General features: G+C 59.2%; 21 protein-coding genes and 2 pseudogenes. 18 read left to right on the forward strand and 5 right to left on the reverse strand.

The annotated features are described in order from the left end of the window. The first annotated feature begins 110 nt into the window (after positions 1-110). From BRAGE_RS48250 to BRAGE_RS52630, 3 genes and pseudogenes are all read left to right on the forward strand, one after another. Positions 111-1953: pseudogene (locus BRAGE_RS48250) on the forward strand (glycoside hydrolase family 15 protein). Positions 1954-2106: 153 nt separating this feature from the next. Beyond that, positions 2107-2664 (forward strand): NADPH-dependent FMN reductase, encoded by a 558-nt coding sequence (locus tag BRAGE_RS0110060; protein WP_027563650.1) that lies wholly within the window; start codon positions 2107-2109, stop codon positions 2662-2664. 760 nt (positions 2665-3424) lie between these two features. After that, positions 3425-3714 (forward strand): annotated as a pseudogene (locus BRAGE_RS52630) (MarC family protein). Between the two features lie 58 nt (positions 3715-3772). Here BRAGE_RS52630 and BRAGE_RS0110070 read toward each other — a convergent pair. From BRAGE_RS0110070 to BRAGE_RS0110080, 3 genes are all read right to left on the reverse strand, one after another. Continuing rightward, positions 3773-4621, reverse strand: a complete 849-nt coding sequence (locus BRAGE_RS0110070) for an SDH family Clp fold serine proteinase (RefSeq protein WP_027563652.1) — start codon at positions 4619-4621, stop codon at positions 3773-3775. 22 nt (positions 4622-4643) lie between these two features. Beyond that, positions 4644-5384, reverse strand: a complete 741-nt coding sequence (locus BRAGE_RS0110075) for a rhomboid family intramembrane serine protease (RefSeq protein ID WP_027563653.1) — start codon at positions 5382-5384, stop codon at positions 4644-4646. A gap of 152 nt (positions 5385-5536) precedes the next feature. Then, a complete protein-coding gene (locus BRAGE_RS0110080) occupies positions 5537-7231 on the reverse strand; it encodes a thiamine pyrophosphate-dependent enzyme (RefSeq protein WP_027563654.1) in 1695 nt (564 codons plus the stop codon). 285 nt (positions 7232-7516) lie between these two features. On the opposite strand from BRAGE_RS0110080, the gene BRAGE_RS54400 reads away from it, so the two are divergent. The 4 genes from BRAGE_RS54400 to BRAGE_RS48260 all read left to right on the forward strand — a co-directional run bounded on the left by BRAGE_RS54400 (position 7517) and on the right by BRAGE_RS48260 (position 13147). Continuing rightward, entirely contained in the window at positions 7517-7813 is a 297-nt protein-coding gene (locus BRAGE_RS54400) for a hypothetical protein (protein ID WP_141263324.1), read from the forward strand. Next, positions 7810-9816 (forward strand): erythromycin esterase family protein, encoded by a 2007-nt coding sequence (locus BRAGE_RS0110090; protein WP_027563656.1) that lies wholly within the window; start codon positions 7810-7812, stop codon positions 9814-9816. The genes BRAGE_RS54400 and BRAGE_RS0110090 overlap by 4 nt, the downstream gene beginning before the upstream one ends. Before the next feature lie 35 nt (positions 9817-9851). Further along, positions 9852-10529 carry a dienelactone hydrolase family protein gene (locus BRAGE_RS0110095; RefSeq protein ID WP_027563657.1) on the forward strand — a complete coding sequence of 226 codons (678 nt, stop codon included), beginning with the start codon at positions 9852-9854 and terminating at the stop codon, positions 10527-10529. Positions 10530-10786: 257 nt separating this feature from the next. After that, positions 10787-13147: an efflux RND transporter permease subunit gene (locus BRAGE_RS48260; protein ID WP_051377780.1), complete on the forward strand. Its 2361-nt coding sequence runs from the start codon at positions 10787-10789 to the stop codon at positions 13145-13147. Between the two features lie 757 nt (positions 13148-13904). Here BRAGE_RS48260 and BRAGE_RS48265 read toward each other — a convergent pair. Then, entirely contained in the window at positions 13905-16529 is a 2625-nt protein-coding gene (locus BRAGE_RS48265) for an MMPL family transporter (protein ID WP_035729554.1), read from the reverse strand. 602 nt (positions 16530-17131) lie between these two features. On the opposite strand from BRAGE_RS48265, the gene fdh3B reads away from it, so the two are divergent. From fdh3B to BRAGE_RS48275, 8 genes are all read left to right on the forward strand, one after another. Further along, entirely contained in the window at positions 17132-17734 is a 603-nt protein-coding gene (fdh3B, locus tag BRAGE_RS0110115; protein ID WP_027563658.1) for a formate dehydrogenase FDH3 subunit beta, read from the forward strand. 58 nt (positions 17735-17792) lie between these two features. After that, a complete protein-coding gene (locus BRAGE_RS0110120; protein ID WP_027563659.1) occupies positions 17793-18800 on the forward strand; it encodes a formate dehydrogenase subunit gamma in 1008 nt (335 codons plus the stop codon). A gap of 102 nt (positions 18801-18902) precedes the next feature. Next, positions 18903-19409 (forward strand): DUF3305 domain-containing protein, encoded by a 507-nt coding sequence (locus BRAGE_RS52635; protein WP_084334884.1) that lies wholly within the window; start codon positions 18903-18905, stop codon positions 19407-19409. Positions 19410-19464: 55 nt separating this feature from the next. Continuing rightward, positions 19465-19590, forward strand: coding sequence for a hypothetical protein (locus tag BRAGE_RS57565; RefSeq protein WP_283808059.1), 126 nt, complete (start codon positions 19465-19467; stop codon positions 19588-19590). 30 nt (positions 19591-19620) lie between these two features. Continuing rightward, positions 19621-19941 carry a hypothetical protein gene (locus BRAGE_RS0110130; protein WP_035729557.1) on the forward strand — a complete coding sequence of 107 codons (321 nt, stop codon included), beginning with the start codon at positions 19621-19623 and terminating at the stop codon, positions 19939-19941. A gap of 74 nt (positions 19942-20015) precedes the next feature. Then, on the forward strand, positions 20016-21017 hold the full coding sequence (gene ligD / locus BRAGE_RS0110135; protein WP_027563662.1) for a non-homologous end-joining DNA ligase: 1002 nt from the start codon (positions 20016-20018) through the stop codon (positions 21015-21017). Positions 21018-21081: 64 nt separating this feature from the next. Further along, entirely contained in the window at positions 21082-21696 is a 615-nt protein-coding gene (locus BRAGE_RS52640) for a DNA polymerase ligase N-terminal domain-containing protein (RefSeq protein WP_051377782.1), read from the forward strand. 226 nt (positions 21697-21922) lie between these two features. Beyond that, entirely contained in the window at positions 21923-22888 is a 966-nt protein-coding gene (locus BRAGE_RS48275; protein ID WP_035729559.1) for a TerC/Alx family metal homeostasis membrane protein, read from the forward strand. Positions 22889-23005: 117 nt separating this feature from the next. Here the strand turns inward: BRAGE_RS48275 and BRAGE_RS0110150 are convergent, their stop codons facing one another. Then, positions 23006-24718, reverse strand: coding sequence for a cation:proton antiporter domain-containing protein (locus BRAGE_RS0110150; RefSeq protein WP_027563663.1), 1713 nt, complete (start codon positions 24716-24718; stop codon positions 23006-23008). Between BRAGE_RS0110150 and BRAGE_RS0110155 the strand changes: the two genes are divergently transcribed. From BRAGE_RS0110155 to BRAGE_RS0110165, 3 genes are all read left to right on the forward strand, one after another. Then, entirely contained in the window at positions 24717-25181 is a 465-nt protein-coding gene (locus tag BRAGE_RS0110155; protein ID WP_027563664.1) for a hypothetical protein, read from the forward strand. The genes BRAGE_RS0110150 and BRAGE_RS0110155 overlap by 2 nt on opposite strands. A 309-nt stretch (positions 25182-25490) precedes the next feature. Continuing rightward, positions 25491-26120 carry a hypothetical protein gene (locus BRAGE_RS0110160; RefSeq protein ID WP_027563666.1) on the forward strand — a complete coding sequence of 210 codons (630 nt, stop codon included), beginning with the start codon at positions 25491-25493 and terminating at the stop codon, positions 26118-26120. Positions 26121-26186: 66 nt separating this feature from the next. After that, entirely contained in the window at positions 26187-26915 is a 729-nt protein-coding gene (locus BRAGE_RS0110165; protein WP_027563667.1) for a Bax inhibitor-1/YccA family protein, read from the forward strand. Position 26916 lies beyond the last annotated feature (1 nt).

Raw genomic sequence — 26916 nt, forward strand, 5'->3', positions numbered from 1 at the left:
AGGGATGTGAGCACCGGCAGTTTCGACGAGGCTGTGCTTCGACGAAGGGAATTTATGGATCATATCTGAGAGCGGTAGCGCGGGCAGCGAGCCCAGGCCGAGAGGTGTGTATGGCGCTCAAAATCGAGAACTATGCGATGATCGGTGACTGCAAGACAGCAGCCATGGTCGGGCGCAACGGTTCGATCGATTGGCTGTGCTGGCCGAGATTCGATTCGGCTGCGTGCTTTGCCGCTCTGCTTGGCGAAGCAGAAAATGGACGGTGGCTCATTGCACCGAAGGATAAGCCGATCGAGACCCTGCGGCGCTACCGCGCAGGCACTTTGGTCCTCGAAACGGAATTTCGAACGAAGAGTGGCAGTGCGACGCTTATCGATTTCATGACACCGGGAGACCGCGCCGATCTTGTGCGCATCCTTCGGTCGACAGGGGCGAGTCGAGTTTCACTCCGAATTTGTGGTGCGCTTCAACTACGGGGCGACGGTGCCGTGGGTCAACCGGCTCGCTGACGGCAGCATTAGTGCGATCGCCGGTCCGGAGCGTCTGGTCCTGCGTACGACAGCCGCGCTTCACGGCGAGGATCTGAAAACGGTTGGCGAACCTACGGTCGAGGCTGGCCAGTCAGTCCCGTTCATCCTCTCCTACGGGGCGTCGTTTCAAGATCCTCCGCTGGCGATTGATGCCTTCGATGCGCTGAAGCGCACGGAAGCATTCTGGCGTGGATGGAGTGATCGGTGTCCCGAGGTCGGTCCCTGGACGGAAGCGGTCAAACGTTCGCTCATTACATTGAAGGCTCTGACCTACGCCCCGACCGGCGGGATTATCGCCGCTCCCACGACCTCTCTGCCGGAGCTTATTGGTGGAATCAGGAATTGGGACTATCGCTTTTGCTGGTTGCGCGACGCGACCTTCTCCCTGCTGGCCCTGATGCATCTCGGATACTACGACGAGGCGCGGACATGGCGAGACTGGCTCCTTCGCACTATCGCCGGTAGTCCGGAGCAGGTGCAGATCGTGTACGGAGTGGGGGGCGAGCGCTGGTTGCCGGAGCTGACCATTCCGTGGCTCGCCGGCTATGACAGATCGCCGCCGGTGCGCATCGGAAACGCCGCCTACCAACAACTCCAGCTGGACGTTCTTGGCGAGGTCGCCGATGCCATGTTCCACGCCGGGAAAGGCGGGATAGGTCTAACCGAACGTGGCCGCGCCCTGCAGCCCATCATGCTGAGATATCTCGCCAGCGCTTGGCGCGAGCCTGATCAAGGCATTTGGGAGGTACGCGGCGAGCGACAGCACTTCGTCCATTCGAAGGTCATGGCCTGGGTTGCGTTCGATCGTGCCGCGCATCAGTTCGCCGCCGAAGGATCAATCGAGGCATCTCGACATTGGCGAGCGGTCGCCGACGAGATCCACGCCGACGTGTGCGACCGCGGCTTCGACCGCGATATCGAAAGTTTCGTGCAGGCTTATGGCTCGAAACGACTCGACGCTGGTCTGCTGCTGATGCCGCTGGTGGGCTTTCTGCCTGCAACTGATCCGCGCATGAGGAATACGGTGCGGGCCATCGAAAAAAGATTGCTGGTCCAGGACGAGTTTGTTCTGCGGTATGAACGCGCAAATCCCGGTGACGGCCTGCCTCCGGGAGAAGGAGCGTTTCTGGCGTGCAGTTTTTGGCTGGCTGACAATTACATTCTGCAGGGCCGCTGTTTGGAGGCCCGCAAGCTGTTCGACCGTCTCCTTTCGCGTCGTAATGACGTGGGACTGCTCGCCGAGGAATACGATCCGTTCGCCGGCCGCATGCTGGGCAATTTTCCGCAAGCCTACAGCCATGTGGGTTTGATCTGTTGCGCCTTGAACCTCGCCCGGGAGACGTGCCCTGCGGAGGATCGCGCCGAGCCGCAGCGCCCGGCGACACGTCCAACTGCGCAAGCCGAGGCGGAGCCGGAACGCTGAACGGGCCCACCGGCAATGCCATCCTGCCGTTCTGGTTCCTCGAATAACCTTTTTTTGCTGCTGCCGATGGCGAAAACGGGCAATCGTCAAAGAAAAATATCGCCGCTTGAGGTGAGGTGTTTCAGCGTCTCATGCAAGCAAAAGGGGTAGTCAATGGTACTCAACGTGGTGACGATCAGTGGCAGCCTGCGCAAGGGCTCGTACAATACCGCGCTGATGCGGGCGCTGCCTAAGCTTGCGCCTTCGAATCTTCATCTTTCCGAGGCGCCGCCGTACGGCGGCATGCCCCTGTACAATGCGGACGTTCAGGCCGTCGGCTTTCCAAGTGAAGTGACGACCTTCGCTGAAGCCATCAGGAAAGCCGATGGCATAATCATCGTCTCGCCCGAATACAACTGGACTATTCCCGGAGGCCTGAAGAACGCGCTGGATTGGGTGTCACGCCTGGAAAACCAGCCCTTCAGGGAGAAGCCAGTCGCCATTCAGTCCGCCACCGGCGGTCCGCTGGGCGGCGCGCGAATGCAGTATCATCTGCGAATGGCGCTTACCTATCTCAGCGCCTTCGTGTTTGGGACACCGGAAGTATTCGTTGGACTAGCCCAGACCAAATTTGATCCGCATACGCTGGAACTGAAGGACGGTCCGACCAGGAAGGTGGTTGCCGATCAGCTCACGGCCTTCGCGAAATTCGTTGCTCGCTTCAAAGGGTGAGCGCTTCAACACTATTTCTTCCTTTGGCGGCACATTTCCACCATTGGTCCAGGATCGCGGCCGCTGATTGTCGGTCAGGCGAATCGACACACCCGTGCCAGTATCGTCGCGCCCGCATTGACTGTCGTCGAGATCGTATCGGCCGCGTCAGCCAGTCATCACTGGCCAGTTATTCGACCAGCTGGATGGACCGGTCGTAAGTTGATTGCTACGTAAAAATACGACGTAGCGCATCCTGCGTGCGGCCGATATTGTACAAGTGCGTAGGCTGCGCGGTTCAGTCATACACGTGCTCGCAGCACAAATAAAAAGGAGGGCGGCTCGCGCCGGCGAAACCAATGTTCCTGGCTCCATCTGATACACTCAAAGAGTTTGCCACAATCAAGAGACCCGCATGCCCGAAGTGTGGACGCGCTATGGCCGCGGGCAGGGCCGCGCCAGGCTCGCTCGGTTATCAAGAACTCACCTTTGCTTGCTCGACGTGCGGCCAGTCCACGACACTTTCAATCCCCATCGATCCGCTCAGGAGTGATGCGGTAGGTTGGCTTAGCAGCGAGCTCAGGCCGCCGAGATAGTCAGACTTATCTTGCATGCAACGTCAGGAGAAGGAGATCATGGTTAGAGTACAGCCGCTCGACGGCGAAGAACCCGAGAAGTCCGAGGACGTTATTCAGCGCGAACCGCTGGTCCGCGCGGCGTGCTCGGCGCCCCGGCCGAGCGTGTTTTGGATATCGCCGTCTTTCCGTTGGCTATTCCGCTGATGGCCGGACCGAGCGCAATTGCCACCACGCTATTGTTGTCCAGCGCCGCAGGCACGACATCGAGACTGGTTGTCGTCATTCTGCTCGTGTGCCTGACCTGCGTGATTTGCTTCGCTCTGGCCGTGCCGATCGTGAAACACTGGGCAACACTGGAAATGCCGTGCTTTCCCGACTGCTCGGGATATTGCTCGCGGCTTTCTCGGTTCAGTTCGTATTGGATGGGGTCGCATCCGCTCACGCAAGCGCTGCGCAGGTAGTCGGTGGGCGCGTTGACGAGACGACCCATTAATGACCGCGTCGGCATGCCATGCTAGTTTGGCAGCGATCTGAGGCGGACCCGCTGTACGTCAGTCCACCTCCACAGAATCCCCTCCGTCCGGCAGACTTCGCCGCACCGGCAGATATTCCACGCCGCCGCTGTTTTGCATGCGGACGGGTTGCGGATACAGTTTCAGGAGCTCGAAAACGCTGTCAGGCATGTCAGTGTTCACGGGGAGGCCCAGCCGCTTCGCGGTCGACGCCCAGATCGGATAGTCATGCGTCCAGGCACCGGATGCGAGCTGTTCCGCCAGCTTGGCGGCTTGTTCGGCGGGCAGCCGCCGCTCCAGCAGCTCGCTTGCCGACTGTTTGACTTGCGCAATTGCCTTGCGACCGACGTCGGCCATTATCAGCGTTTGATCTTCAATCTTGGCGAGCGGCTTCTCCTCGACAACCTTGATCAGCGAGACTGCCGGCGACTGTCCGAGCTGCGGATCGATCGGACCGAGCACGGCATGGCTGCTCATCACGATATCGTCGGCCGCCAGCGCGATCAGCGTACCGCCGGACATGGCGTAGTGCGGCACGAAGACCGTGACTTTCGCCTTGTGCTCGCGGATCGCCCTGGCGATCTGCAGCGCTGCCAACACGAGCCCTCCCGGCGTGTGCAGCACGAGGTCGAGGGGCACATTTTCGTCTGTCATCTGAATGGCGCGCAGAACCTCCTCCGAATCGTTGATGTCGATGTAGCGGGCGATCGGGAAACCCAGTAGCCGCATGGTTTCCTGCCGGTGTACCAGCAGGATCACCCGCGATTTTCGCCGGGCCTCCAATTGCGAGATCTTGCGCACGCGCATCGCCTCGAGCATGCGCTGACGCAACAGCGGCTGGATGGCCGAGAACATGAAGAAGATCCAGAAGAGATCACCGATCGACATGGAAGCCTCCACGAATAGTACCTCACATCCGCCCTTCAGGATCGAAGCCGAGCACGCCTTCGTCCCGATAGTAGGCCCGGTAACGCCGTTCGGACTGGACGATGAGGGGGACAAGTGCGAAGCCTGCCACAAACCCGCCGATATGGGCCCACCACGCGACGTCCGCGCGCGTGGGCGTTACCGCCAGGTCCAGCATTCCCTGCAAGACCTGCATGAGGAACCAGAACCCGACATAGAAGAAGGCATAGACTTCGAAGAACAGCGGGATGAACAGGATCGGGACCACCACGACCACCCGGGCGAGGGGAAACAGGCGCATGTAGCTCCCGAGGACACCGGCGATCGCTCCCGAGGCGCCCAATGCCGGTACGATCGAGACCGGGTTGAAGAAGATATGCGCGACGGAAGCCGCAACGCCGCAGGCAAGATAGAATGCCAAATAGCGGCTATGGCCCAGCCGATCTTCGATCGTCGGACCGAACAGCCATAGCGTCCACATGTTCAGGATGAGGTGCAGCCACCCGCCGTGCAGGAACATCATGGTGAGGAGCGGCAGGACTTCGTCGATGACCCGGTCGATCTCATCGGACGCAAGAATCTCGGAATAACGCGCAGGGACAAGCGCGAATTGATACAGCAGCTGCTCAAGCTCGTAGGGGCTCAGGCTGATCTCGAACAGGAACGCGATACAGTTGGTGGCGATCAGCACCCACGTGATCACCGGCGGGTAACGGGTCGGGACAGTATTCCTGATCGGGAACATCTGCGCCTCTTCGTAGCCGTTCCGCGATGCCTGGTAGACCCTGCGCCCAGATTCCTGGACGGACCATGACGATCGTCAATTTTCGGGCGGGAGGGCCAAGCGTAGCCGCCGGCTGCGGGTGGTTCCGGTACGCCCGGGCGGACCTGTTCTCGCTATCCCCCGGTTACGGCGAGAACGGCTTCCTTGATCTTGGCCAGCCCGAAATGCCCGATCATCTCCAAATCGACGTGCGGTAAATTGGGCATTTCATTTGAAATGACGGTTGCGTCAACAATTGCCGGGCCATCGATTGAGAAAGCTTCGACTACCGCTGCCATCAATTCCCACGGGCGTTTGGCCATGTATCCGTGGCCACCGCACGCACGGGCTAATGCTGCGAAATCCGGGTTTGGAAAGTCGATGGCTTCGCGAAATGGCACCAGTCCGACGCTTTCGGCCTCCAGCGTGATCAGTCCGAGCGACGAATTGTTGTAGATGATGACCTTAACCGGCAGGTTGTGATGCACTGCTGTCAGAAATTCGCCCATCAGCATATTGAACCCGCCATCGCCGGTCAGCGCGATCACCTGGCGGGAGCGATTCAACGCCTGTATGCCATTGGCTTGGCCGAGGGCCGTTCCCACCGCCGCATTGTTGAAGGATCCGATGATCCGCTGCGTCCCGGTCTGACGGATCCAATTGGCGGACCATAGCGTATTTAGGCCGGTATCCAGGACGAATATCGCGTCGGAACGGGCGAGATCGCTAACCGCCCGGGCTACCGCCTGTGGATGGATCTGATGGTCGCTCCGCTTGATATCCGCTTGCTTGTTGAGCATGGCGTCCCATTTCCTGCGCTCGTCGGTGACCTCGTCCCAGAATTCGGTATCGGTCTTCTGGGCAACCCGGCCGAGTAATTGTTTCAGCGTCGGCCGGACCGATCCGGCAATGCCGAGCGCGGTCAGAACGCGCCGACCTAGCACCTGTGGTCGATCATCGATCTGAATCACCGTGCTCTTGGTGGGAAGGAAGTTGGAATAGGGATAATCAGTGCCGATCATCAGCAGCAGGTCACAACGCATCACGGCATTGTAGACGGCCCGCGTCCCGATCATGCCGAGACCGCCCATCCAGCGGGGGTCGTCGTAGGGCAGGAGGTCTTTGCCCTTGACTGTATGGATCAGCGGAGCCTTGAGCCGATCCGAGAGAGAGCACAACAAGTCAACCGAGCCGCGGCAGCCGGCGCCGCACATCATCACTATCTTGTCCGCCTGTTCAATCCGCCGGGCTAGTTCGGCGATGCTTGCCTCGCTGGCGGTGACTTCGGACCGCGGCATCAAGGTTGAAATGCTGGGAACGCTGCCTTGTGCTTTCGCTGCGATCACGTCCTGCGGAAGCGTCAGATGTGCGACGCCCGGGCCGGCGTAAGCGGCTGCTATCGCCTGATGGATGACCGCCGGTGCCTGCGCTGCGGTCGAGATGGTTTCGGTGTAGAGCGACACGTCACGAAACAAGAGATCCGGTTCGGTGGTCTGGATGTAATCGGTGCCATGAAGCCTGCGCGGCATGTCGCCAGACAAGGCCAGCACTGGCGCATGATCGCGGGCGGCTTCATAAAGACCAGCGACCAGATGATTACTGCCAGGTCCAGTGGTTCCGGCACACACTGCGAGCGTGCCCGTGATCTTGGCCTGACCGGCGGCGGCCTGCGCCGCGCCTTCCTCGTGGCGGACGCCGACCCACTCGATCTTGCTGCGTCGGACCACATCGGCAAGCGGATTGAGCGAGTCGCCGATCAGTCCGAAGATGTGCCGAACGCCGATCTGTTCGAGGGCACTTACCAGAATGTCGGCAACTGTCTGTGACATGTTCCGCTCCCAACTCTCGACACCGGAGTTCGTTCAATGCAGCAGGCTGGCGCCCCCGCCCGGCCATAGACCTTGACTGGCGTCAACCCGTCAACGACGCGACGAAGGTTGTGATAATTGCTGGCCCAACTCCCTTGTTCCAACAGCGCTTGATCGACGGCGGCCTGCAGCCGCGCTTCGCTTTCGGCAGCCCCCGTTCGGCCCGCTTCTTCCGATCGACATTTTGCAGGATTGAAACGCCACCGACGATCTCGCCGGTCTCGTTGCGAGAACAGGTTTCCGGAGTTGACGACCATCAAGGTGGCCGAAATCGGTTTAACGTTACTCACGTCCAGTTCAGGATTCGCTCGTGGAAGAGGACTCGTGAATGCGCGTGAGAAACTGAGCCTTCCAGCCGTTCGCGAGGTATTGGTGACGGGTTCGGTGGACGTGCACGAGGAGAACTGGCCTGAACTGCGAACGGTCGCCATTGCACCGCTGCTGGCCTCTGCCTTGGAGCGACTGGCGGCCGACCGCCTGCGCGGCGAGCTTCATTCGAAAAGCCAGCGCCGAACGGCGGCGCAGCCAAGGGAGGAGATATGATGCCAGGACTGTTTCTCGATCGTCGAGATGCGGGCAGACGCCTCGCTGAGAAAATTGCAGGCTACTCCAATCGCCCGGACGTGCTCGTGCTGGCGCTGCCGCGCGGCGGCGTGCCCGTCGCCTATGAGATAGCCCGCACGCTCAACGCTCCTCTGGACGTCTTTGTGGTTCGCAAGCTCGGCGTCCCCGGCTATGAGGAGCTGGCGATGGGCGCGGTCGCGACAGGTGGCGTGCGCGTGCTCAACAACGAAATCGTCGAAGGCCTCGGCATTCCCGCGTCTATGATCGATGCCGTTGCGGCGCGCGAACGGCAGGAGCTGGCACGGCGCGAGCGCCTCTACCGTGACGGCCGTCCGCAGCCCGACGTGCGGGGCCGCACGGTGATCCTGGTTGACGACGGGTTGGCGACGGGTGCCACCATGCATGCCGCGATCGAAGCGTTACGGCAGCAGGGGCCTAAGCGCATTGTCGTTGCGGTCCCGACGGCATCGCCCGATACCTGCGAAGAAATGAAGAGAAGGGCCGACGAAGTCATTTGCGCAATCACGCCGCAGCCATTCCAGGCGGTGGGTCGTTGGTATCAGGAGTTTTCACAGACGACAGACGATGAGGTGCGCGAGCTGTTGGCGAGCCAAAGCAAGGCCGACGCTGAAGCCGCACTTTCTCCCGCAGCAGATGATGTGCTCGTCAATGCCTTGCGCGAGACTGCGTATCCGCTGGTCGGATCCGTGCGCGGCTATGATCCGCTGATCGGGCGGATCGGTGAGGCGCGCTTTGCTCTGCTCGGTGAAGCGTCTCACGGTACCCACGAGTTCTACCGCGAGCGGGCCGAAATCACGAAGCGGCTCATCAGAGAAAGGAAATTCACGGCGGTCGCAGTGGAGGCAGATTGGCCTGACGCTTATCGTCTCAATCGCTATGTGCGCGGCGCTGGCGAAGACGTCGATGCGGTAGACGCGCTCGCCGATTTTCGTCGTTTCCCGACCTGGATGTGGCGTAACGCGGTGGTGGTCGAGTTCATTGAGTGGCTTCGGGCACACAATGATGGGCTTCCGCCGGGTGTCGAAAAGGTCGGTTTCTACGGGCTCGATCTCTACAGCCTGCACGCATCGATGAAAGCGGTGCTCCGCTATCTGGAGAAGGTCGATCCCGGGGCGGCGATCCAGGCGCGCGAACGTTACGCCTGCTTCGATCATGTCGGCGAGGATACCCAAGCCTACGGCCTGATGACGCGCCTGAACCTTTCCAAATCGTGCGAGGAGGAGGTTGTCAACCAGTTGCTCGAGTTGCAGCGCCGGACGGCCGACCGTATGCGCCGTGGCGGCGCCGTGGATGATGATCTCTTCTATGCCGAACAGAATGCTCGCCTGGTGAAGAACGCCGAGACTTATTACCGCTCGGTGTTCCTCGAGGCGGTGTCATCATGGAATTTGCGCGACCGACATATGGCTGAAACGCTCGACGCCCTGGTCAGCTACCTTGATCGAAAAGCCGCTCGCGCCAAAATTGCTGTCTGGGAGCACAATTCGCATCTCGGCGATGCCCGCGCGACGGAAATGGGCCGGCGCGGCGAACTGAATGTCGGCCAGCTCATACGCGACAAATATGCCGACGACGCGGTTCTGATCGGCTTTACTACGCATCGTGGCACGGTAACGGCCGCTTCCGATTGGGGCAGTTCGGCCGAGCGCAAGCGCGTCCGGCCAGCGCTCGCCGGCAGCTACGAGGCGCTGTTCCATGCTACAGGGCGCGATCGATTCCTACTGATCATGGACGACAGCGATGTGGTGATGCGGCAACTGGGCGTGCCTCGGCTCGAGCGCGCGATCGGTGTGATCTACCGTCCCGAAACCGAGCGGCAGAGTCACTATTTCCAAGCGCGGCTACCGGACCAATTTGATGCGGTGGTACATTTCGATGAGACATTTGCTCTCAAGCCGCTCGACACCAGCGAGGCGTGGGAAGCCGGAGAACTTCCGGAAACATTCCCGTTCGCGGTATGAGCGTCGGGCCATCGCAAGCGAAAAGGAAGCATGCCATGAACAGTCCCGCAGCTCACATGATTGAGAGACAATTGGTCAGCGTCCCTGCTGGCTCCGTGACGCTCAACGGCAATCTGACCATCCCGGAGGACGCAGGTGCGGTGGTGCTTTTCGCCCATGGGAGCGGCAGCAGCCGCCACAGCCCCCGCAACCGGTATGTGGCCCGTGTGCTCAACGAGGCGAAACTGGCAACCCTGCTGATCGACCTGTTAACAGTGCACGAGGAAGTGGTCGATGCGCGCACGGCGCACTTGCGCTTCGACATCGATCTGCTCGCCGAGAGGCTCGTCGATATAACCGACTGGCTTATCCAGTTCCCCGATACCAAGAACTTCACGATAGGCTATTTCGGCGCCAGCACCGGGGCCGCAGCCGCGCTGGCGGCCGCAGCGATCCGCCCCGATCCAGTAGGCGCAGTTGTTTCGCGCGGCGGCCGTCCGGACCTGGCCGATGCGGCCTTGACGCGCGTTCGGGCTCCAACGTTATTGATTGTCGGAGAAGACGACAAGAAAGTGCTTGAGCTAAACCGAGCCGCTCTCGCGCAGCTGCGTTGCGAAAAGCAATTGGCGATTGTAAGGGCAGCAGGGCATTTGTTCGAAGAACCCGGAGCACTGGATGAAGTAGCGCGCTTGGCGTGCGATTGGTTCAAGCGCTATCTCATCGTGGCCGCGTAAAGCCACTGGGACCGGGTGGGCCGGCCCGACGTGCTCCGTCGCAGGGAGTGTGATAACGCTGACGACCATCAAGCCGAAGCTCCGAACGCGCGAGCAGGGACGATGAACTGAAAATCGAGATCGATCGCTTGGGAGCATGGATTTGATGCCCGTCATGGTCGCGGCGCAGGGCACGGTCGTAGACTGGAGAGCGTAACTGAAGGCTCGCGGCAAAGTCCGGCTGGCCGCGTGGATGCTCATCTCGCAGGGCACCGAACATGGATACGTTGCGATATACAGAGCCAGAGCCCAACTCGCGTCCAATCAGCGCCTCGCGAAGCATCGCATACGGTCTGGAGCGCATCGGTCTGGTCTCGCTACGTTTTCCATGGCTCGTTGGGCTTGCCACCGTCGTGCTGTTGATAGCGGGAGCATTCGGGATAGCGCGCATCAAGGTCGATGACTCCCTTAGCCAGCTGTTCCGGTCCGAGACACCCGAGTTCAGGACGTTCGAAGAAGTGACGCGGCGCTTCCCGTCGAACGAATTCGACGTCCTCATCGTGGTGGAGGGCAAAGATCTGCTGGTGCGCGATTCGGTCGAAAAGCTGCGCGATCTAGTCACCGGCCTGCAACTGATCGAAGGCACAAGAGGGATTATCTCGTTGTTTTCAGCGCGCGAGCCGCCAAAGGGCACCGACTTGCCCGCGCCGCTGTTTCCGGACCAGCTTCCTGCCGGCGCCGAATATGACCGGCTGGTCCAGCGCGTACTGAACAACGAGATCATTCGCGGTAAATTGCTGTCCGAAGATGGACAATTGACGCTCATTGTGCTCGCACTGGACCCGGATGTCGTTGCGAGCAGCCGTTTGCGCGACGTCATCGGCGAAATACAGAAAACAATCGATAATGACCTGGCCGGCAGCAGACTTACCGCTCGCCTGTCCGGAGTACCGGTCATGCAGCTCGAGATCCGCAATGCCGTGGAGCGCGATCGGCTGCTCTACAATGCATTCGGATTCGCAGCTGGAGCTTTGATCGCCATCCTTTTCTTCCGCCGGTTGTCATTCATGATCATCGCCGCCGCCCCACCGTTGATCGCCATCGTGCTGGCTCTCGGCGCTCTTGGCTGGCTTGATTTTCGCCTCAACATGTTTCTCAACGTCATGACGCCGCTGATCATGGTGATCAGTTTTTCGGACAGCATGCAATTGACGTTCGCAGGCCGCGACCGGCTGCTACAGGGCGAGGGGAGGTTCGAGGCATTTCGCAACGCCATGCTTGTGGTGGGGCCGGCATGCGTACTGACGCATGTGACCGCTGGTCTTTCGTTTATTGCGCTGCAATTTTCAGAATCCCATCTGATCCGGACGTTCGGCGAGGCTGGCCTGGTCGCAACTCTGATTGCCATGTTCGCGGTTCTGATATTGGTGCCGCTTCTCGGTGTTCTGCTCGTCCGGAACGAAGGGATGTTTGTTGTGGAAGTCAGAGGCGCGGACTCCGCTTTAGACGTGTTGCGGCGTTTCTGTTTCTGGGTTGCTGCCCGGATGGTGAGTCGGCCGGGGCTGTACAGCCTGCTCGGCGTCCTGGTTGTCGGCGGCCTTGGACTAGTCTACGCCAATCTTCAACCTCGCTATCGATTGGCCGATCAGGTGCCCGACAGGGAGCAGGCCGTTGCCGCGAGCCATCGTCTCGATGCGAAGCTCAATGGTGCCAATCCGATCGATATCCTGATCAAGGTTCCCGACGGCAAATCACTTTATGATCCGGAAACGCTTGCCGTGATAGCGGAGGTGCATGCGACCCTCGACAAGCAGCCTGGCATCGCCAATGTATGGTCGCTAGAGACACTGCGGCGCTGGCTTGCGGAGAAGATGGGCAGGTCCGACGTGGCGACGCTGAAGCAGTATGTCGATATCTTGCCCGAATATCTGACGCGTCGCTTCATTTCTGCGGAACAGGACGCCGTTCTGGTTTCCGGCCGCGTTCCGGACGTCGATTCCAGTCAGCTTCTGCCCGTCATTGAAGGCCTCGACAAAGCTCTGGATGCTGTCCGCGCAAAGCATCCGAGCTACAAAATAGCCGTGACGGGCCTGTCGGCTATTGCCGCCCGTAACAGCGCCCTCATGATCAACAAGTTGAACAGAGGTCTGACGGTTGAGTTCCTGTTTGTCGCCGCCTTCATCGGTCTCGCGTTCCGCTCGTTCGTTGTCATGCTGGCGAGCATCCTGCCCGGAATATTCCCGATCGTGCTCTCTGGATTGGTGTTATGGGTTCTGGGAGAAGGCCTGCAGTTCGCGAGCGTCGTGGCGCTGACGGTATCTTTTGGATTGGGCCTGAGCGCTACCATTCACTTTTTGAACCGGCTACGGCACGAGGAACGACCGTATGAGGATCCGGCCGTTGCCGTTGAGCGGGCAACCGTCCTGGTTGGTCCGCCTTTAATTCTGACGTCCATCGTGCTTGCGTGTGGCCTGATTGTAACCGTCTTCTCGGGTCTGCCATCGCTCCGCCTGTTCGGTTGGTTGAGCGCGTTCGCCATGCTCGCGGCGTTGGCCGCAGACCTCTTGATCCTACGGCCGACGGTGACGGTTTTGGGCAGACTTGCACAGCGGGTGGGCGGCAAGCCGTTCTACCGATAGTGGGGAGATCGAGTTCTCCCTCACCTTGTTCTGGCGAGCGCGATCGCGACAGAGACTTCAGTGATATCGTGACCCAGCGACCCAATCACCACGGATTGCCGGTCATCTTGCGTATTCAGGGCCAAACGGGTTGAAAATCCGGCACCGTCAATTCTAGCCCGGATCTCGCCACTACTCACGCGGCCGGAAACACTACGCGGAGGCGTTGCGGTTGGTTTCGCTTCAGGTTCCATGCAGTGCCCCGCCTTCTGAAACAATGTTTGCTATCGACATCGAATCGGTAGCTGTCGCTTGCGCATTGCTGCAGTCGTGTATCGCTTTCGGTGACGCCACAGGTCACCCGGCAGCGTAGGCGTTCACGTTGGCCACTAGCCAGTTTGATGAAGCCGTCGCCCGACCAACTCACGTTCAAGCCTGAGAAGGGGCTTTGTAGGGCATCACTTGGTACCGAGGAATGCAGGACGGCGGCCACGAATATGGCCAGTGTCGTTGTCGTGAGAGTTGTCCTGGTTAACATATCATCGTCAATTCAGGATGGATGATTCCATGATGGGGATCGCCAATGGAGTTCTCCTTGACGGCCGTCAGAACTCCATTGACCGGAGTGCCGTGCCCATCGTCGCATTTCTCCTGCCGCGCCGGCGAACTTCAGAATGGGACTCGAACCGCAGAAAGGACTTCCGCGTCCATTTCGCGCATGTCTTTCCGAGCGCGTCGTCGTCGGCTTTGCGTCGAAGTCTTGTGGTGGCACTGACGCCTATTCCGCGGCTTGGCGCCAGTTTGCGTCCTGATCAGAATATACCTTCACTTGCCGCGGCGGCCCCATCAGAACCGGCTGGAAGAACACCGCGGCCCACATCGTGCACAGCAGCGACAAGGCCATCAGCTTGCCCATGCTCGACATGCCGGGATAGCTCGACGCCCACATGCTCCCGAACGCAATCGCGGTGGTCATGGCGCTGAATAGTACCGCCCTGGTCAGCGTCGATTGTAGCAGACCGATTCTTCCGGCGCGCCACGCCATGATGTAGTAGATCTTGAATGCGACGCCGACGCCGAGCAGCAGCGGAAGTGCGATGATATTTGCGAAATTGAGCGAGACGCCAATCAGCACGCAAGCCTCGAGCGTAAGGACGCCGGCAAGGAGGAGGGGGATGAGTGTCAGCAGCATATCAGTGAAGCGGCGCAGCGCTATAAGAAGCAGAATGGCGATCGCAGCGATTGCCAGAACACCTGCTTCGACAAAAGCTGACATGATTGTCCTCGCGGCTTCATAGAAGCTGATCGAACCCCCCGCCGCCGACGGTTCAACACGAAGTACTGCGATCGCGAAATTGCGCAGCACGTTGGTATCGTTCGGATCGCCGCTTGGCAGCACCTGAACGCGGGCTCTCCCGTCGGACGATACCCAATTGCGCAGGAGATCTGGCGGCATCGTCTTGATAGTCACCACTTCCGGAACAAGAGATTTGCGTAGAAGGTCGAGATCGAAAATCAGCGGTTGCACCATCGCGGCGTTAGCCTTGGCCCGAATGACGGCATCTGCGCTCGCGAGGCGCCTCAGCAAATCCGAAACATGCCGTGCGGCCTCGGCGCCGGAGTCGTTTCCGTTTCCTGCGGCCAGGCCAAGAACGTCGGCTGCCTTTTGAATCGCAGCAACATTCTCCCGATCGCTCGGGCCAGGCCGCCGCATCGAAGGATTGAGGGCTGGGCCAAGCTGTTTCGAGGCGGCCTTCAACGCGGCAATTTTCTCGTCTTGATCGGCTGGGATCAGACTGCTCAGCGTCAATGTTCGTGAGACTTCGGAAAGTGCAGCCAGACGTTTGGCCGTTTCATCCGCCCTTTCGAGTGACGGCGCCAATACCTGAGCGTCGTTGCCGCTGGCTTCCGGCTCGCTCTGTAATTCACGATAGGCCACCACGGAGGGAGAGTTCGGATTTTGCAGATCGACTGGATTGAAGTTGAACTCCAAATGGAACAACAGCGGTATACCGGCGAGAATGACGAGAAACGTGCCAACGATTACCGCAATGCGATGCCGTTGAAGGAAATTGTCGAGCGGTGCGAGGCTTCGAAAGCCAACCGGCGCGGGCTCGCCTGGAGGTTTGAGCAGCGCCAGGCTCGCCGGTACCAATGTGATGCTGCAGGCGAATGCGACCAGCATGCCGCAACCGGCGACCAGGCCCAACTCCGACAGGCCGCGATAGTTGGTGGGCAGAAATGCGAAAAATCCGATGGCGGTGGTCGCGGCAGCCAATGAGAGCTGATCGCCCGCCTTGCGGGCAGCCGATCGCAGAGCGTCGTACAAGTCAGGGTGCTCGTGCCGTTCGGCGCGATAGCGCACGCTGAACTGGATGGCGAAATCTACTCCGAGGCCGACAAACAACACGAACAATGCGATCGAGAGCAAATTGAAGGAGGTGACCAGAACGAGGCCGAGAGCGGCCGTCGCCGCAAGCCCGGCTATCAGGCTGAAGAAGACCGCAGCAATGATTTTCCAGGAACGAAGAGCCAGCCAGAGAATGATCAGAACGCCGAACACCGCCGTCAGCGTGTCGCGCACAGCGCTGTATCTGATGACCGAGAATTGATCATCATTCATCGGCACCTCACCGGTTAGATCAACGGTCGCGCCGAATTCGTTTTGCAGATCCAGATCGGAGGCTGCTTGCCGTATTCCGTCTTCCGCCTTGTGACCAGGCTGAAGCGCGGCAAAATCGAGCGTGGGCTGAACTCCAATAAGGTGCCGCAGCCGCCTTGTCGGCGGCGGCTGATTTTCCAACAGTTCCTGCCAGGAAAATGTGGCCGGCTTCCCGGACAAAATCTGGCTGAGTGTTCGATCTGCCAATGACAGAGGCCACGCAAGCTGATCCAGCGTGAGTTGGCCTGCCCGGATGCCCTCGGCCGCAAACGAGAGCGCCGTCATAACGCCGCGCAGACTCGGATCGCTTGCGAGCGCCGCAATGAGCGGCTCGGCTCTCGTCAATCCCTCCGCGGTCCTTTTGACATCGGCCGGAGACTCGAACAATAATCCATTGCGTTCGAAAAAATCCCCGCTGTCGAGTAATTCCACGGTGGGAAACAGATCAGGGTTTTTCGAGAGGGCCTGCGCCAGCGCGCTAGTCGCTCGCGCGGCGTTTTCAGGGGCCGTCGCTTTCACGACAACCAGAATGCCTTTCCTCGGAAAAGCCTTGGACAATTCGAGCTCGCGCTGACGCCATGGCAGATCCTGGGAAATCAAATCCTCTGTGTCAGTATTGATCGAGAAGCGGGCCGCATCAAAGGCCGCGGCTCCAAGCATCAGCAGCGCGCCGGCAATAACGATCGTCCACCGATTGCGAGCGCAGAAATCGACAATTCGCACGATCACTGAATGAATCATAGGCGGGCACCAGCTCTCGATTGCTACGCTAGGATCAAGATGAACCTAGAATCGATCAAGGATCGCAATTTGCGAGCGTTCGCATCTACGTACCGCAGTCGAGTTCTTAGCATCATGGTATTGCCCGACGAAAATGTCGTTGACAAACGTCAAATGTCCATCAATGCAGGACGTGCCTTGCTGATCCTGATCGTCGCCGCTGCGATCTAGGTCGCCGCCACATTCTATGGAACGGCCGTCGTCGTCGGGATCTGTTTGATCTTTCGTAATTGACGTCCGTCATTTTCAGATCCGTTGCCAAAGCGCTAAGTCCAGTTGGAAAGCGAAACCCAGTCAGCTTTAGCGCTCGAATCTTTTCGACAGGGTAATTATGTTGTGACGAAGTTGGTCCAGCGCGACCTGCTTCGCTTTGCGATTGGCGGTGCGGAAGCTGCGGCCGGTTGCCCGTGATACGGGAGCCGGCGACCACCAGGGCTGTTGAATATCCCAGTGGTCGGCGAGAGCATGAGCACGTACGACCTGCGGCTACGATCCAGCGACGGTCATGCAGGAGCCGAAGGCGACCCATCGCCAGATCCGGGCGGAAGGAAAGGATGAAGGCGATGGTGCGTATGAAATTCCTTTGCGATGCGGAACGATGCATTGACTGCAACGCCTGCGTGACCGCATGCAAGAATGAGAACGAGGTGCCTTGGGGGATCAACCGCCGGCGGGTCGTCACCATCAACGATGGCAAGCCCGGCGAGCGCTCGGTGTCGATGGCCTGCATGCACTGCACCGATGCGCCCTGCGCGGCCGTCTGTCCGGTCAGCTGCATCTATCCGACCGAAGACGGCGTCGTGCTTCATTCGAAGGATCTGTGCATCGGCTGCGGCTACTGCTTCTATGCGTGCCCATTCGGCGCGCCGCAATATCCGCAGGTCGGCAATTTCGGCTCGCGCGGCAAGATGGATAAATGCACCTACTGCGCCGGCGGCGGCGGACCCGAAGCGCCGGGCAGCGCCGAGGAATTCGCAAAATACGGATCGAACCGGTTCGGCGAGGGCAAGTTACCGATGTGCGCCGAGATGTGCTCGACCAAGTCGTTGCTGGCCGGTGACGGCGAAGTCATAGCTCAGATCTACAAGGAACGAGTATTCAAGCGCGGTTACGGTTCTGGCGCATGGGGTTGGATGACTGCTTATGGCGAGGCAGTTCGAGTTTGAACCGCAACGCGGAGTGGGCAGTGAAGTGTTAGGTGGAAATGCGGAGAGGTTGGTCGTCATGGCGTTTCCCGTGCGTGTTCGCCGTCTTGTCGTCGCAGTCGCCCTCCTTTCGATTGGCGCGGCGGTTCCGACCCAAGCGCAAAAACGCGGCCCGGATGGCGCCCCTAACCCAACAGCCAGCGTCATCGATGAGCAGACGCTTCTGAAGCAGGCCCCCCGTGTCGAAGGTCGGGTAGATATTCCCGACCCCAGGGCCGGTGTTTTGATCGAACCGGCTGGACGAACGTGGCAGTATGTCCATGAGGTGCTACTGCATCGGGCCAGCGCGGTCATAATCCTCGGTACCATCGCGATCCTTGGATTGGCGTACTTGAGTGTGGGACAGATCCGGATTGCCGAGGGGCGCTCGGGAAAGAAAATCGTCCGCTTCAAGGCGTTTGAGAGATTTGCGCATTGGCTGACGGCGGTGTCGTTCGTCGTTCTTGCCTTGACCGGCCTTAACCTCACCTTCGGCAAAGTTTTGCTGTTGCCGGTGATCGGCCCGGAGGCCTTCACGCTCGTCTCGCAGGCGGCAAAGTACGTGCACGATTTCACAGGCTTCTCGTTTGCGATCGGCCTCGTCCTCCTTGTCGTTATCTTCTTCAGGGACAACCTTTTCCAAAAAATTGACCTCGACTGGATCAAGCAGGGAGGGGGTTTCATCAAGAACAAACATGCCCCAGCCGGACGCTTTAACTTTGGCGAGAAGCTTGTCTATTGGCTTTCGATGGCGGGCGGCGCTGCGGTCTCCGTATCGGGGTTCTTGATGCTGTTTCCCTTTTTTGGTCTTAGCATCGCCGGGATGCAACTCGCGCAGATCGTTCATACTGTGGTAGCCGTTCTGTTCATCGCCCTGATCTTGGCCCACATCTATATCGGTACGATCGGAATGGAGGGTGCGTTCGAGGCCATGGGTACCGGCGAGGTCGATCTCAACTGGGCTAAAGAACACCACGATCACTGGATCGCTCAACAACTCGCAAATGAAGTCCGGTTGAGACCGCCTTCGGCGACTGCGGCGGAATGAACGTTGGCGGGACGGCGCGCTTCGATTCCAGCCGGCGCGGCGCATCTGGCTCATCGTCACTCTGCATGAGAAATTGCCGGCGCTCCGAAGGGAGGCGTTTCAATGAGATCAACAGCTCTTGCGGTGATTCCGGTTGGCGTCTTGGTTGAACGGCGCAAGGCGAAAAGCGTCTGGGCAGACTTTCTGTGGGGACCGGTTTCAGTGCTTGCCGGAACACCATTGGCCTCTCCGTGGACACGCGTTGACACGCGAGAGGACACGACCTTGTTTTTTGTAGGTCAAGCCGTGATCGAACTGCACCGAACCGAGACTGCCAGCTATCACGACAACCTAGCGTCGGGAACACCGGCGTTATGGACAGCCTTGCGTCCAGTTGCGTCGGAGCGAGGGCCGTATGAAATCCTCGCCGTAACGGCCGATCCAGCCGAGGGAGAAGGGTTCACTAACGCGGATACCAACTATGTGGAATCCATACCAATGCCGCCCGACGTTGTGAAAATTGTCGCCCAGTTCATCGCCGAGCATCATGTCGATCGTCCTTTCGTCAAGCGCCAACGTGATCAGAAGACGTCCCCGCATCGGAAAGTAGGAAGAGAGCGCGAGCAATAGCGGAACGGGTTAGTGTCACCTTGCGTTCGATGTAACCGGAATTAGGAGAAATAAAATGCGTGCGTTCGTCGTCGCATGCGTTGTCGCCGGCTTTGTTGCTGCGGGTGCGGCTGCTGTTCTCGACAATTTTGTGCAGGAATCGTCTGCGGCAGCACTGACGGAGCCGGGCGTGAGAATTTAGCACGGGTTCGTGGCCCCTTGGAGGCCCCCAGTGCGCATGATCCTGAGTGCGTGCAAGGAGAAGTCCCATTTTAACCGAGTTCAAACTGAAACTCGACGCGCCGCGGAGAAGTTGGAAAAGGTGACGCGCGTGCTCCTGGCGATGCTCACCGCAAGATCGGAGGCCAGGTCGACGCTAGTCAGTACGTACTACGACACGGCTACGCTTGCGCTCCACTGCGATCTCGTTGATCAGATCGGCGACGCAACAAATCAGGATGTCGCGATCAACCGTGCGGGAAGAGTCGTGCCAGGTTGGCAGGAGCGGGTTCTTGCTGAACGCCAAAATCGGAAAACGTGTTCGTCGCTTTAGACGATTGGGAGCCCTTCCGGTGAGGTAACACGATGGTGTCTAGCGACTTCTTGCGAGGTCAAGGTGAGAGCCCGATGTTCGGCGATCTGCTCGACCGACTACCCACTGACGCTAGGGCCCGGCTTCAAAGGCGCGCGCAGCCAAAATGGGTTGCGCCCATGTTGGCGACGCTCACGAATGAGGTCTTCTCGCGACAGGGATGGTTATTTGAACCGAAATGGGACGGGGAGCGTTGCCTCGCTTTTCGCAATGGTCGCAATCTGAATCTCTTTTCCCGGAATCGAATTCGACTGAATGCAAAATATCCCGAGGTGATTCTGGCGATGCATCAGCAGGAAGCCACGTCCTTTATTGCGGATGGCGAGATTGTCGCGTTCGATGGCCAGAACACCAGCTTCGCAAAGCTGCAAGCTCGCATGCAGGTGGAGCGTCCGCCGACCGAGCTGATTCGTAAGGTGCCGGTATGGTTCTATCTGTTCGACCTGCTCTACCTGGACCGTTACGACATCCGGCGGGTTCCGCTCCGGTACCGAAAGCAGGTACTTCGCCAGGCTTTTGACTTCCAAGACGCCTTGCGGTTCACGGAACATCGCACGACTGAAGGCGAGGATTGCTACCGACAGTCGTGTCGGACGGGAGGGGAAGGTATCATCGCAAAGAACGCGGACAGTGTGTACGTGTCCAGGCGAACGCGCGATTGGCTCAAATTCAAGTGCAAGCGAGAACAGGAGTTCGTCATTGGCGGTTACACCGATCCACGGGGGACCCGCCGCGGGTTCGGAGGGTTGCTGCTGGGTTACTTCCGGAGTGGAAAGCTCGTTTATGCCGGGAAGGTAGGGACGGGGTTCGCCGACGATCTGCTGCGGCGTCTTGGCAAAAAGCTCGCTCGGCTGGAGACGCCGATTTCCCCCTTTGCCGAGGATGGGTTGCCGCGGCGCGGCGTGCATTGGGTGAAGCCGAAGCTCGTCGTGCAGATCGGATTCACCGAGTGGACAGTAGGAGGCAAGCTAAGACACCCTCGATTTCTCGGCCTGCGGGATGACAAGCGGCCGGTGGATGTCGTGCGTGAGGGCTGATGTGCGATGAGGCGAAATCGCCAATACCGCCGGCGGAACTCTAAATCGGTCTAAAGGACAACAGGTGTCGCTCGCAGCATATCGAAGCAAAAGAGCCTTTGCGGAAACGCCCGAACCGGTCGGGCAAGTGCGGCGACGCGATCGCACGCGTGCCTTTGTGGTTCATAAACACGCTGCCAGCCGGCTTCACTATGATTTCCGGCTCGCCGTAAATGGGGTTTTGGCATCCTGGGCAGTGCCAAAAGGCCCTTCAATGAACCCTGCGGACAAGCGCTTGGCCGTAAGGACGGAGGACCATCCGCTCGAATATGCGAAGTTCGAAGGCGTGATCCCACCCGGCCAATACGGAGCAGGGATCGTGATGGTCTGGGACTTGGGAAAGTATGAGGCACTGGAAAATCAGCCGCCAGAGGAGCAACTGGCCCGCGGCAAAGTTCAAATTGTGCTGCAGGGAGATAAACTGCGCGGCGGTTTCACGTTAATCCAAACCAAAAATCGATCCATGAGTTCTGCTCGAAGAGACTATTGGTTGCTTGTCAAAAGTCACGACGAGTACGCTGACCCGTCGTGGGACATCGAGAGCGCACGTTTCGATCGCTCTGTTCTTACCGGCCGCAGCATGAAGGAGATCAGGGAGGGAAAACCAGCAAAGCCTCGACCTGGCCGGCAGCGTGTCTGAATGCAGCCGCGGCTGCCGATCGGAGGAGCGGCATCTGCCGCGTGGGTCGATTCGTTAGCGTGGCAGGGGCTGGCAGTCTCATCCTCCACAGAGTTCCTTCGCCGCTTGGCCTCTGTCAATGCGGAGCGCAGGGGACCCCGTAAGATTGGTCCGGTAAGTGCAGTAAGCACAAAAATGGAGGCGCGGCGCCAGCACTTAAGGATCTTCGAAATCTGGAGGGTTCCTGATGTGGCTGTGGGTGGCATTCATTCTTTTCGTATTCTTCTTGGTGGCATTGGATCTCGGGGTATTTCATCGCGAGACTCGCACAATAGCCTTCAAGGAGGCGCTGATATTGAGCGCGGGGTGGATCACCGTCGCTCTCGCTTTCAATGTTGTGATCTTTTTTCTCTATGAGAATCATTGGTTCGGGCTCGATCTTGCCGGGAGTGAACCAGACGGACAAACGGCCGCGGTTTTATTCTTTACAGGCTTCCTGATCGAAAAATCGCTGGGCCTGGACAATCTCTTTTTCATCGCGTTGATTTTCTCGTACTTCCGCATTCCGATCGCGTCTCAGCATCGCGTACTATATTGGGGAATCTTGGGTGCAGTGATCATGCGCGCCGCGATGATCCTTGCCGGCACCGCGTTAATCGAGCGTGTCGACTGGATTCTCTACATTTTCGGCGCGTTCTTGATTGTCAGCGGTGTCAGGATGGGGCTGGTTGGACACCCCCCGGATATTGAAAAGAGTCCGACCATCATATGGATAAGGCGTTTCTTTCCTGTCTTCCCGAAATTCGCGGGTGAACGATTTGTCGTGATGCGAAGAGGGCAGCTGGCCCTTACGCCGCCTGCGCTGGCATTGATCATGATCGAAGCGTCTGATTTGATCTTTGCTCTGGATTCCATCCCGGCGATTTTTTCCATCACGCGCGAGTCGTTCCTGGTGTTCACGAGCAATATCATGGCGTTGCTCGGCTTGCGTTCACTCTATTTCGCGCTGGCCGGAGCCGTCGAGCGGTTTCGTTATCTCAGAACCTCGCTTGGGCTGCTCCTGGTGCTGATCGGGATCAAGCTATTGCTGAAAGACGTTCTCGTTGAAGGGCGGACCAGCATGTTTTTTACGCTCGGTGCCGTGGCGATCATTTTGGCAAGCGGGATCATTACATCGTTGCTCTTTGGGAGGCGTGCACCAAATTGCACTTAGGAAATCGAGCGCGGTGAGAGTAACCAGCGCATCAGCATGGGCTTTGCAATAGTGTTGTCCGAACGTTGCGGCTGGACCTGTGCCTGGTCTAGTTTCCAACGCGCGGGGTTTCGCAGTTCAGCGGCCGACGTGCCCACGCAGTTCCGGATGGAGTTCGGCTCGAACTGCAGTGATGATGTTTGCAGCATTATCCTGGGAGAAACCGCAAACAAGAAGCACTTGGTCAGCCAGCGCGAGGCCCGCCGCAATGTTCTCTGGAAACACGGTGCTGGCTCCCGCCAGCGCCAGCGATGAGATTTCCTGATCATCGGCTGCACTTACGACGGAGGCTGCCGCTGGATTTTGCTGGCGCACATAGTGAAGAATGCGTTCAATCAAATGACGTCGATCGAAGGTTACGACGACGAGGCGCGCTCGGGCGACGCCGGCAGCTTCGATAACCCGTTTGCGGCCCGCGTCCCCGAAGACGACCTTGTGTCCGGACGTCTTTGCCCTGCGAAAGCGCGTTAGGTCAAACTCGATAGCGATGTAAGGAGCTTTTGCGGCATCCAGCACGAGCGCCACTGGGCGACCCACGCGTCCGCAACCACACAGAATAACGTGATCACTGAGATCTCGGCTTTCCTCGCGGATGGCAGCCTCTTCGGCACGTGCTTTGAGGCGATGTGAAGCACCGCGAACGAGTTCCGCAAATCGCGAACTCTCTTGAATCAGCATTGGGCCGAGCGCCATGGACGCCGCTAGGGCCAAGAGAGCGGGCTGCCCAACGTTCGCTTCCAGGGCATTCACTCGCATCGCCTGTGTGAGTAGAAGTAAACCGGCTTCTCCGCCGTGTGCCAGAATAAGGGCAGCTCGTACTGCGACCGGTGCTGGCCAGCGCATGATTGCACCAACCTGGATCATGACGAAGGCCTTTCCTGGCACGCATACGGCTATCCAGGCTAGGACGCTCATGGGCGCCACAACAACGGTTGAGGGATCCACCTCCATGCCGACGGTGACGAAGAATAGGCCCAACAGGATGTCACGAAAGGGTCGGATATCGTCCTCTACCTGATGACGGAAGTCGCTTTCGCCGACCACCATACCGGCGAGGAATGCTCCGATCGGCCCGGAAAGACCGGCGACATGTCCAACGAACGCCGTACCGAGCGCGAGCAACAGAATGGTGAGCAGAAAAAGATCCGCCGAGTGCGTCCGGGCAACCCAGGTAAGCCAGGTGCGAAAAACCGGTTTGCAGACGAAAGCCGCGGCGCCGAGTGCAATCGTCGCTGTTGCGAGCTGGCGCAGTGCTCCCAACGGTTCCGACCCACCGACTGGTTGCCACCCACCCAGCACAACGAGAAAGGGAAGGACGGCAAGATCCTGAAAGAGCAGTATTCCCAGCACAAGGCGGCCTTGTTGGCTGCTGACCTCTCCCTGGTCGACCAATTGCTTGAGCGTGATGGCTGTCGATGACATCGCAACTGCACCACCGAGCAGCACCGCGCCGGATAGGCTCATACCCGAAAGCGCCGCAATTCCCGTCACGACAAAAACGGTAAACCCGACTTGCAGACTGCCGGCGCCGAAAACGTCGCGGCGTGCGGTAATCATTGCCGAGAGCGAAAACTCAAGGCCCACCATGAACATGAGGAAAATGATGCCGAGCTCGGCCAAAAACCTTGCTTCATCGCTCGCGGCGATCAGTTGCAAACCGTGCGGTCCGATCACCAAACCTGCCAGCAGGTAACCCCCGGCCGCCGGAAATCTCAGACGCGCGACTAGGCTTATGGCGCAGACCGAGGCAAGGATCACGACTAGTGTCTTGATCAATAGGTCGTCGGCCATGCGCAGCTCCGATGCGCTTCGCACCCAGCTCGTTGTCCAGCTTTGTCAGTGCCGCGATGAGTATCAAGTTCCGCCAATCGAAGAAAAATGTTTCAGCGCTCAGCGGCTGACAACCGTCAATGTGGCGAGGCGGATGAAGAGTAAGCATTTTGTCCCGAAGGCTAGGACTGTTGCGCCACGCGGCAGAAATCCGCATGACGGGCGCAACTCGGAGTCACTGGATATGGCCACGTTCAAAGCAACCGATACTATTACGGTGATTGAAGGCTATGACGCGATCCGCGTCTTTCTCGAGACAGTTTGGCGTCGCCATGGTAGGCCCGTCGAGCAGATCGCATTTTTGCTCGGTAGCTTGAAGTGGGCCGACGGGACGCCAGTCGATCCGATATCGTGGCAAGACTGGCAGGCAGCCGTCCAAACGGCGGTGTCAGCCGGATCCTGCGAGATTGCCGCAGGTAGATGATCGCTTTGCTGCAGCGTGAGCGCTGGACCGGTAACACGCTGTCAGGCGCGGCGAGGTCGTTTCTCGTGAAGGTAGAGCGCAAAGGCAGTACGATTGTTCCCCAGGGGTGCACCGCTCATCTCTGGCCAACGCGAATCCTCAGCGTCGCAAGTGAGGGCCAACGGTCCGCGCGCAACTCGACGAAATCCGCCATGTTCCGTTGACGCTTGTCAAGGTCACCTTTCTTCGCAATGGACAAGAATTAGCTGCGCTAACGGCACCTGCCAATCCGCAAGTGGCCGATCCGTGTTCACGCAGCGGGAGCGTGTCATGCGAATCACTATCTGCCGTCTCTATGATTCTTATGCTGACGCACGCCGGGTCATCATCGCGCTTGAGGTCGCGGGCCTGCCGCCTTCGGAGACCAGCGTGATCTCGAACAATTCCGACACCTGGTACAGGGCTACCGAGAGCGCGAATGTTGTGCCTTTGCGGAAACAGGGTACGAGCAGCGAGACCGCCCGCGACGGAAAGTTCGAGGGTGCGGCCGTTGGAGCTGCAATCGGCGCAACGGCGGCGACCGCTGCCAGTCTCGTTACGATGCTGGCGCTTCCCGGCATCGGCGCCGTGGTGGGTGTGGGATGGCTTGTAGCGATGTTGGGTAGCATGGCGATCGGGGGCGTTACCGGCGGCCTGCTGGGAGCGCTGACCAATGCCGGCATCAGCGAAGAAGATGCGCACGTCTTTGCCGAGGGCGTTCGCCGCGGGGGAACATTGGTCGCCGCGCGGGTGCCTCCGGTCGATGTGCCGCGAATAGAGCCGATTATGAACCGGTCAGCGGTAAGGCTTCAGGAACGTTGCGAGCTATACCGCCGGTCGGGCTGGCAGGCATTCGATCCAAACGCTGTGCCCTATACCGCTGACCAGGTACGGAACGAGCGCGCATTGCATACTCATTAGCAGGGCTGCCGGCAGCCGACGTTCAGGGCTGCTGGGTCAGTCGAATGAACCGCACAGGAGTAAGCCATGAGCTATTACGATTTTGATGCTCGCAAGTCACGGGGCGCGGGCTTTCCGCCGTCAGTCGCCGAGATCGACGCCGGTTTGCGGGCCCATATGCAGCGCGTCTACGGCTATATGGCCGGCGGCCTCGCGCTGACCGGCCTCGTGGCTTACCTGGCCGCGGCTTCCGGTTTCTATCAGTCTATCGCGGCGACGCCACTGATTTGGCTTGTCATGCTGGCGCCCCTCGGCTTCGTGCTGGTCTTGAGCTTCGGCATCCAGCGTATGGCCGCAGGAACGGCGATGCTGCTGTTCTGGCTCTATGCCGCCGTCATGGGGTTGTCGTTGGGAGGCATCTTCCTTGTGTTCACCGGGGAATCGATTGCGCGTGTGTTTTTCATCACGGCGGCGACCTTCGGCGCGATGAGCCTCTACGGCTATACGACCAGATCCGATCTTTCTCGCTTTGGATCGTTCCTCATGATGGGTCTGATCGGTATCGTGATCGCGTCCCTCGTCAATATCTTCCTCGGATCGAGCGCGCTTCAGTTCGCTATCTCGATCATCGGCGTCATCGTGTTCGTAGGCCTCACTGCCTACGACACACAGCGCATCAAGGAGATGTATCTTGAATCGGACACCGGCGAAATGGCCGGCAAGAAGGCCGTGCTCGGCGCGCTGGCACTTTACCTTGATTTCATCAATCTCTTCATGATGCTGCTCCAATTGTTCGGCCAGCGCCGCGACAACTAGG

Origin of the sequence: Bradyrhizobium genosp. SA-4 str. CB756 (genome assembly GCF_000473125.1) — a bacterium.
Lineage (GTDB): Bacteria > Pseudomonadota > Alphaproteobacteria > Rhizobiales > Xanthobacteraceae > Bradyrhizobium > Bradyrhizobium arachidis.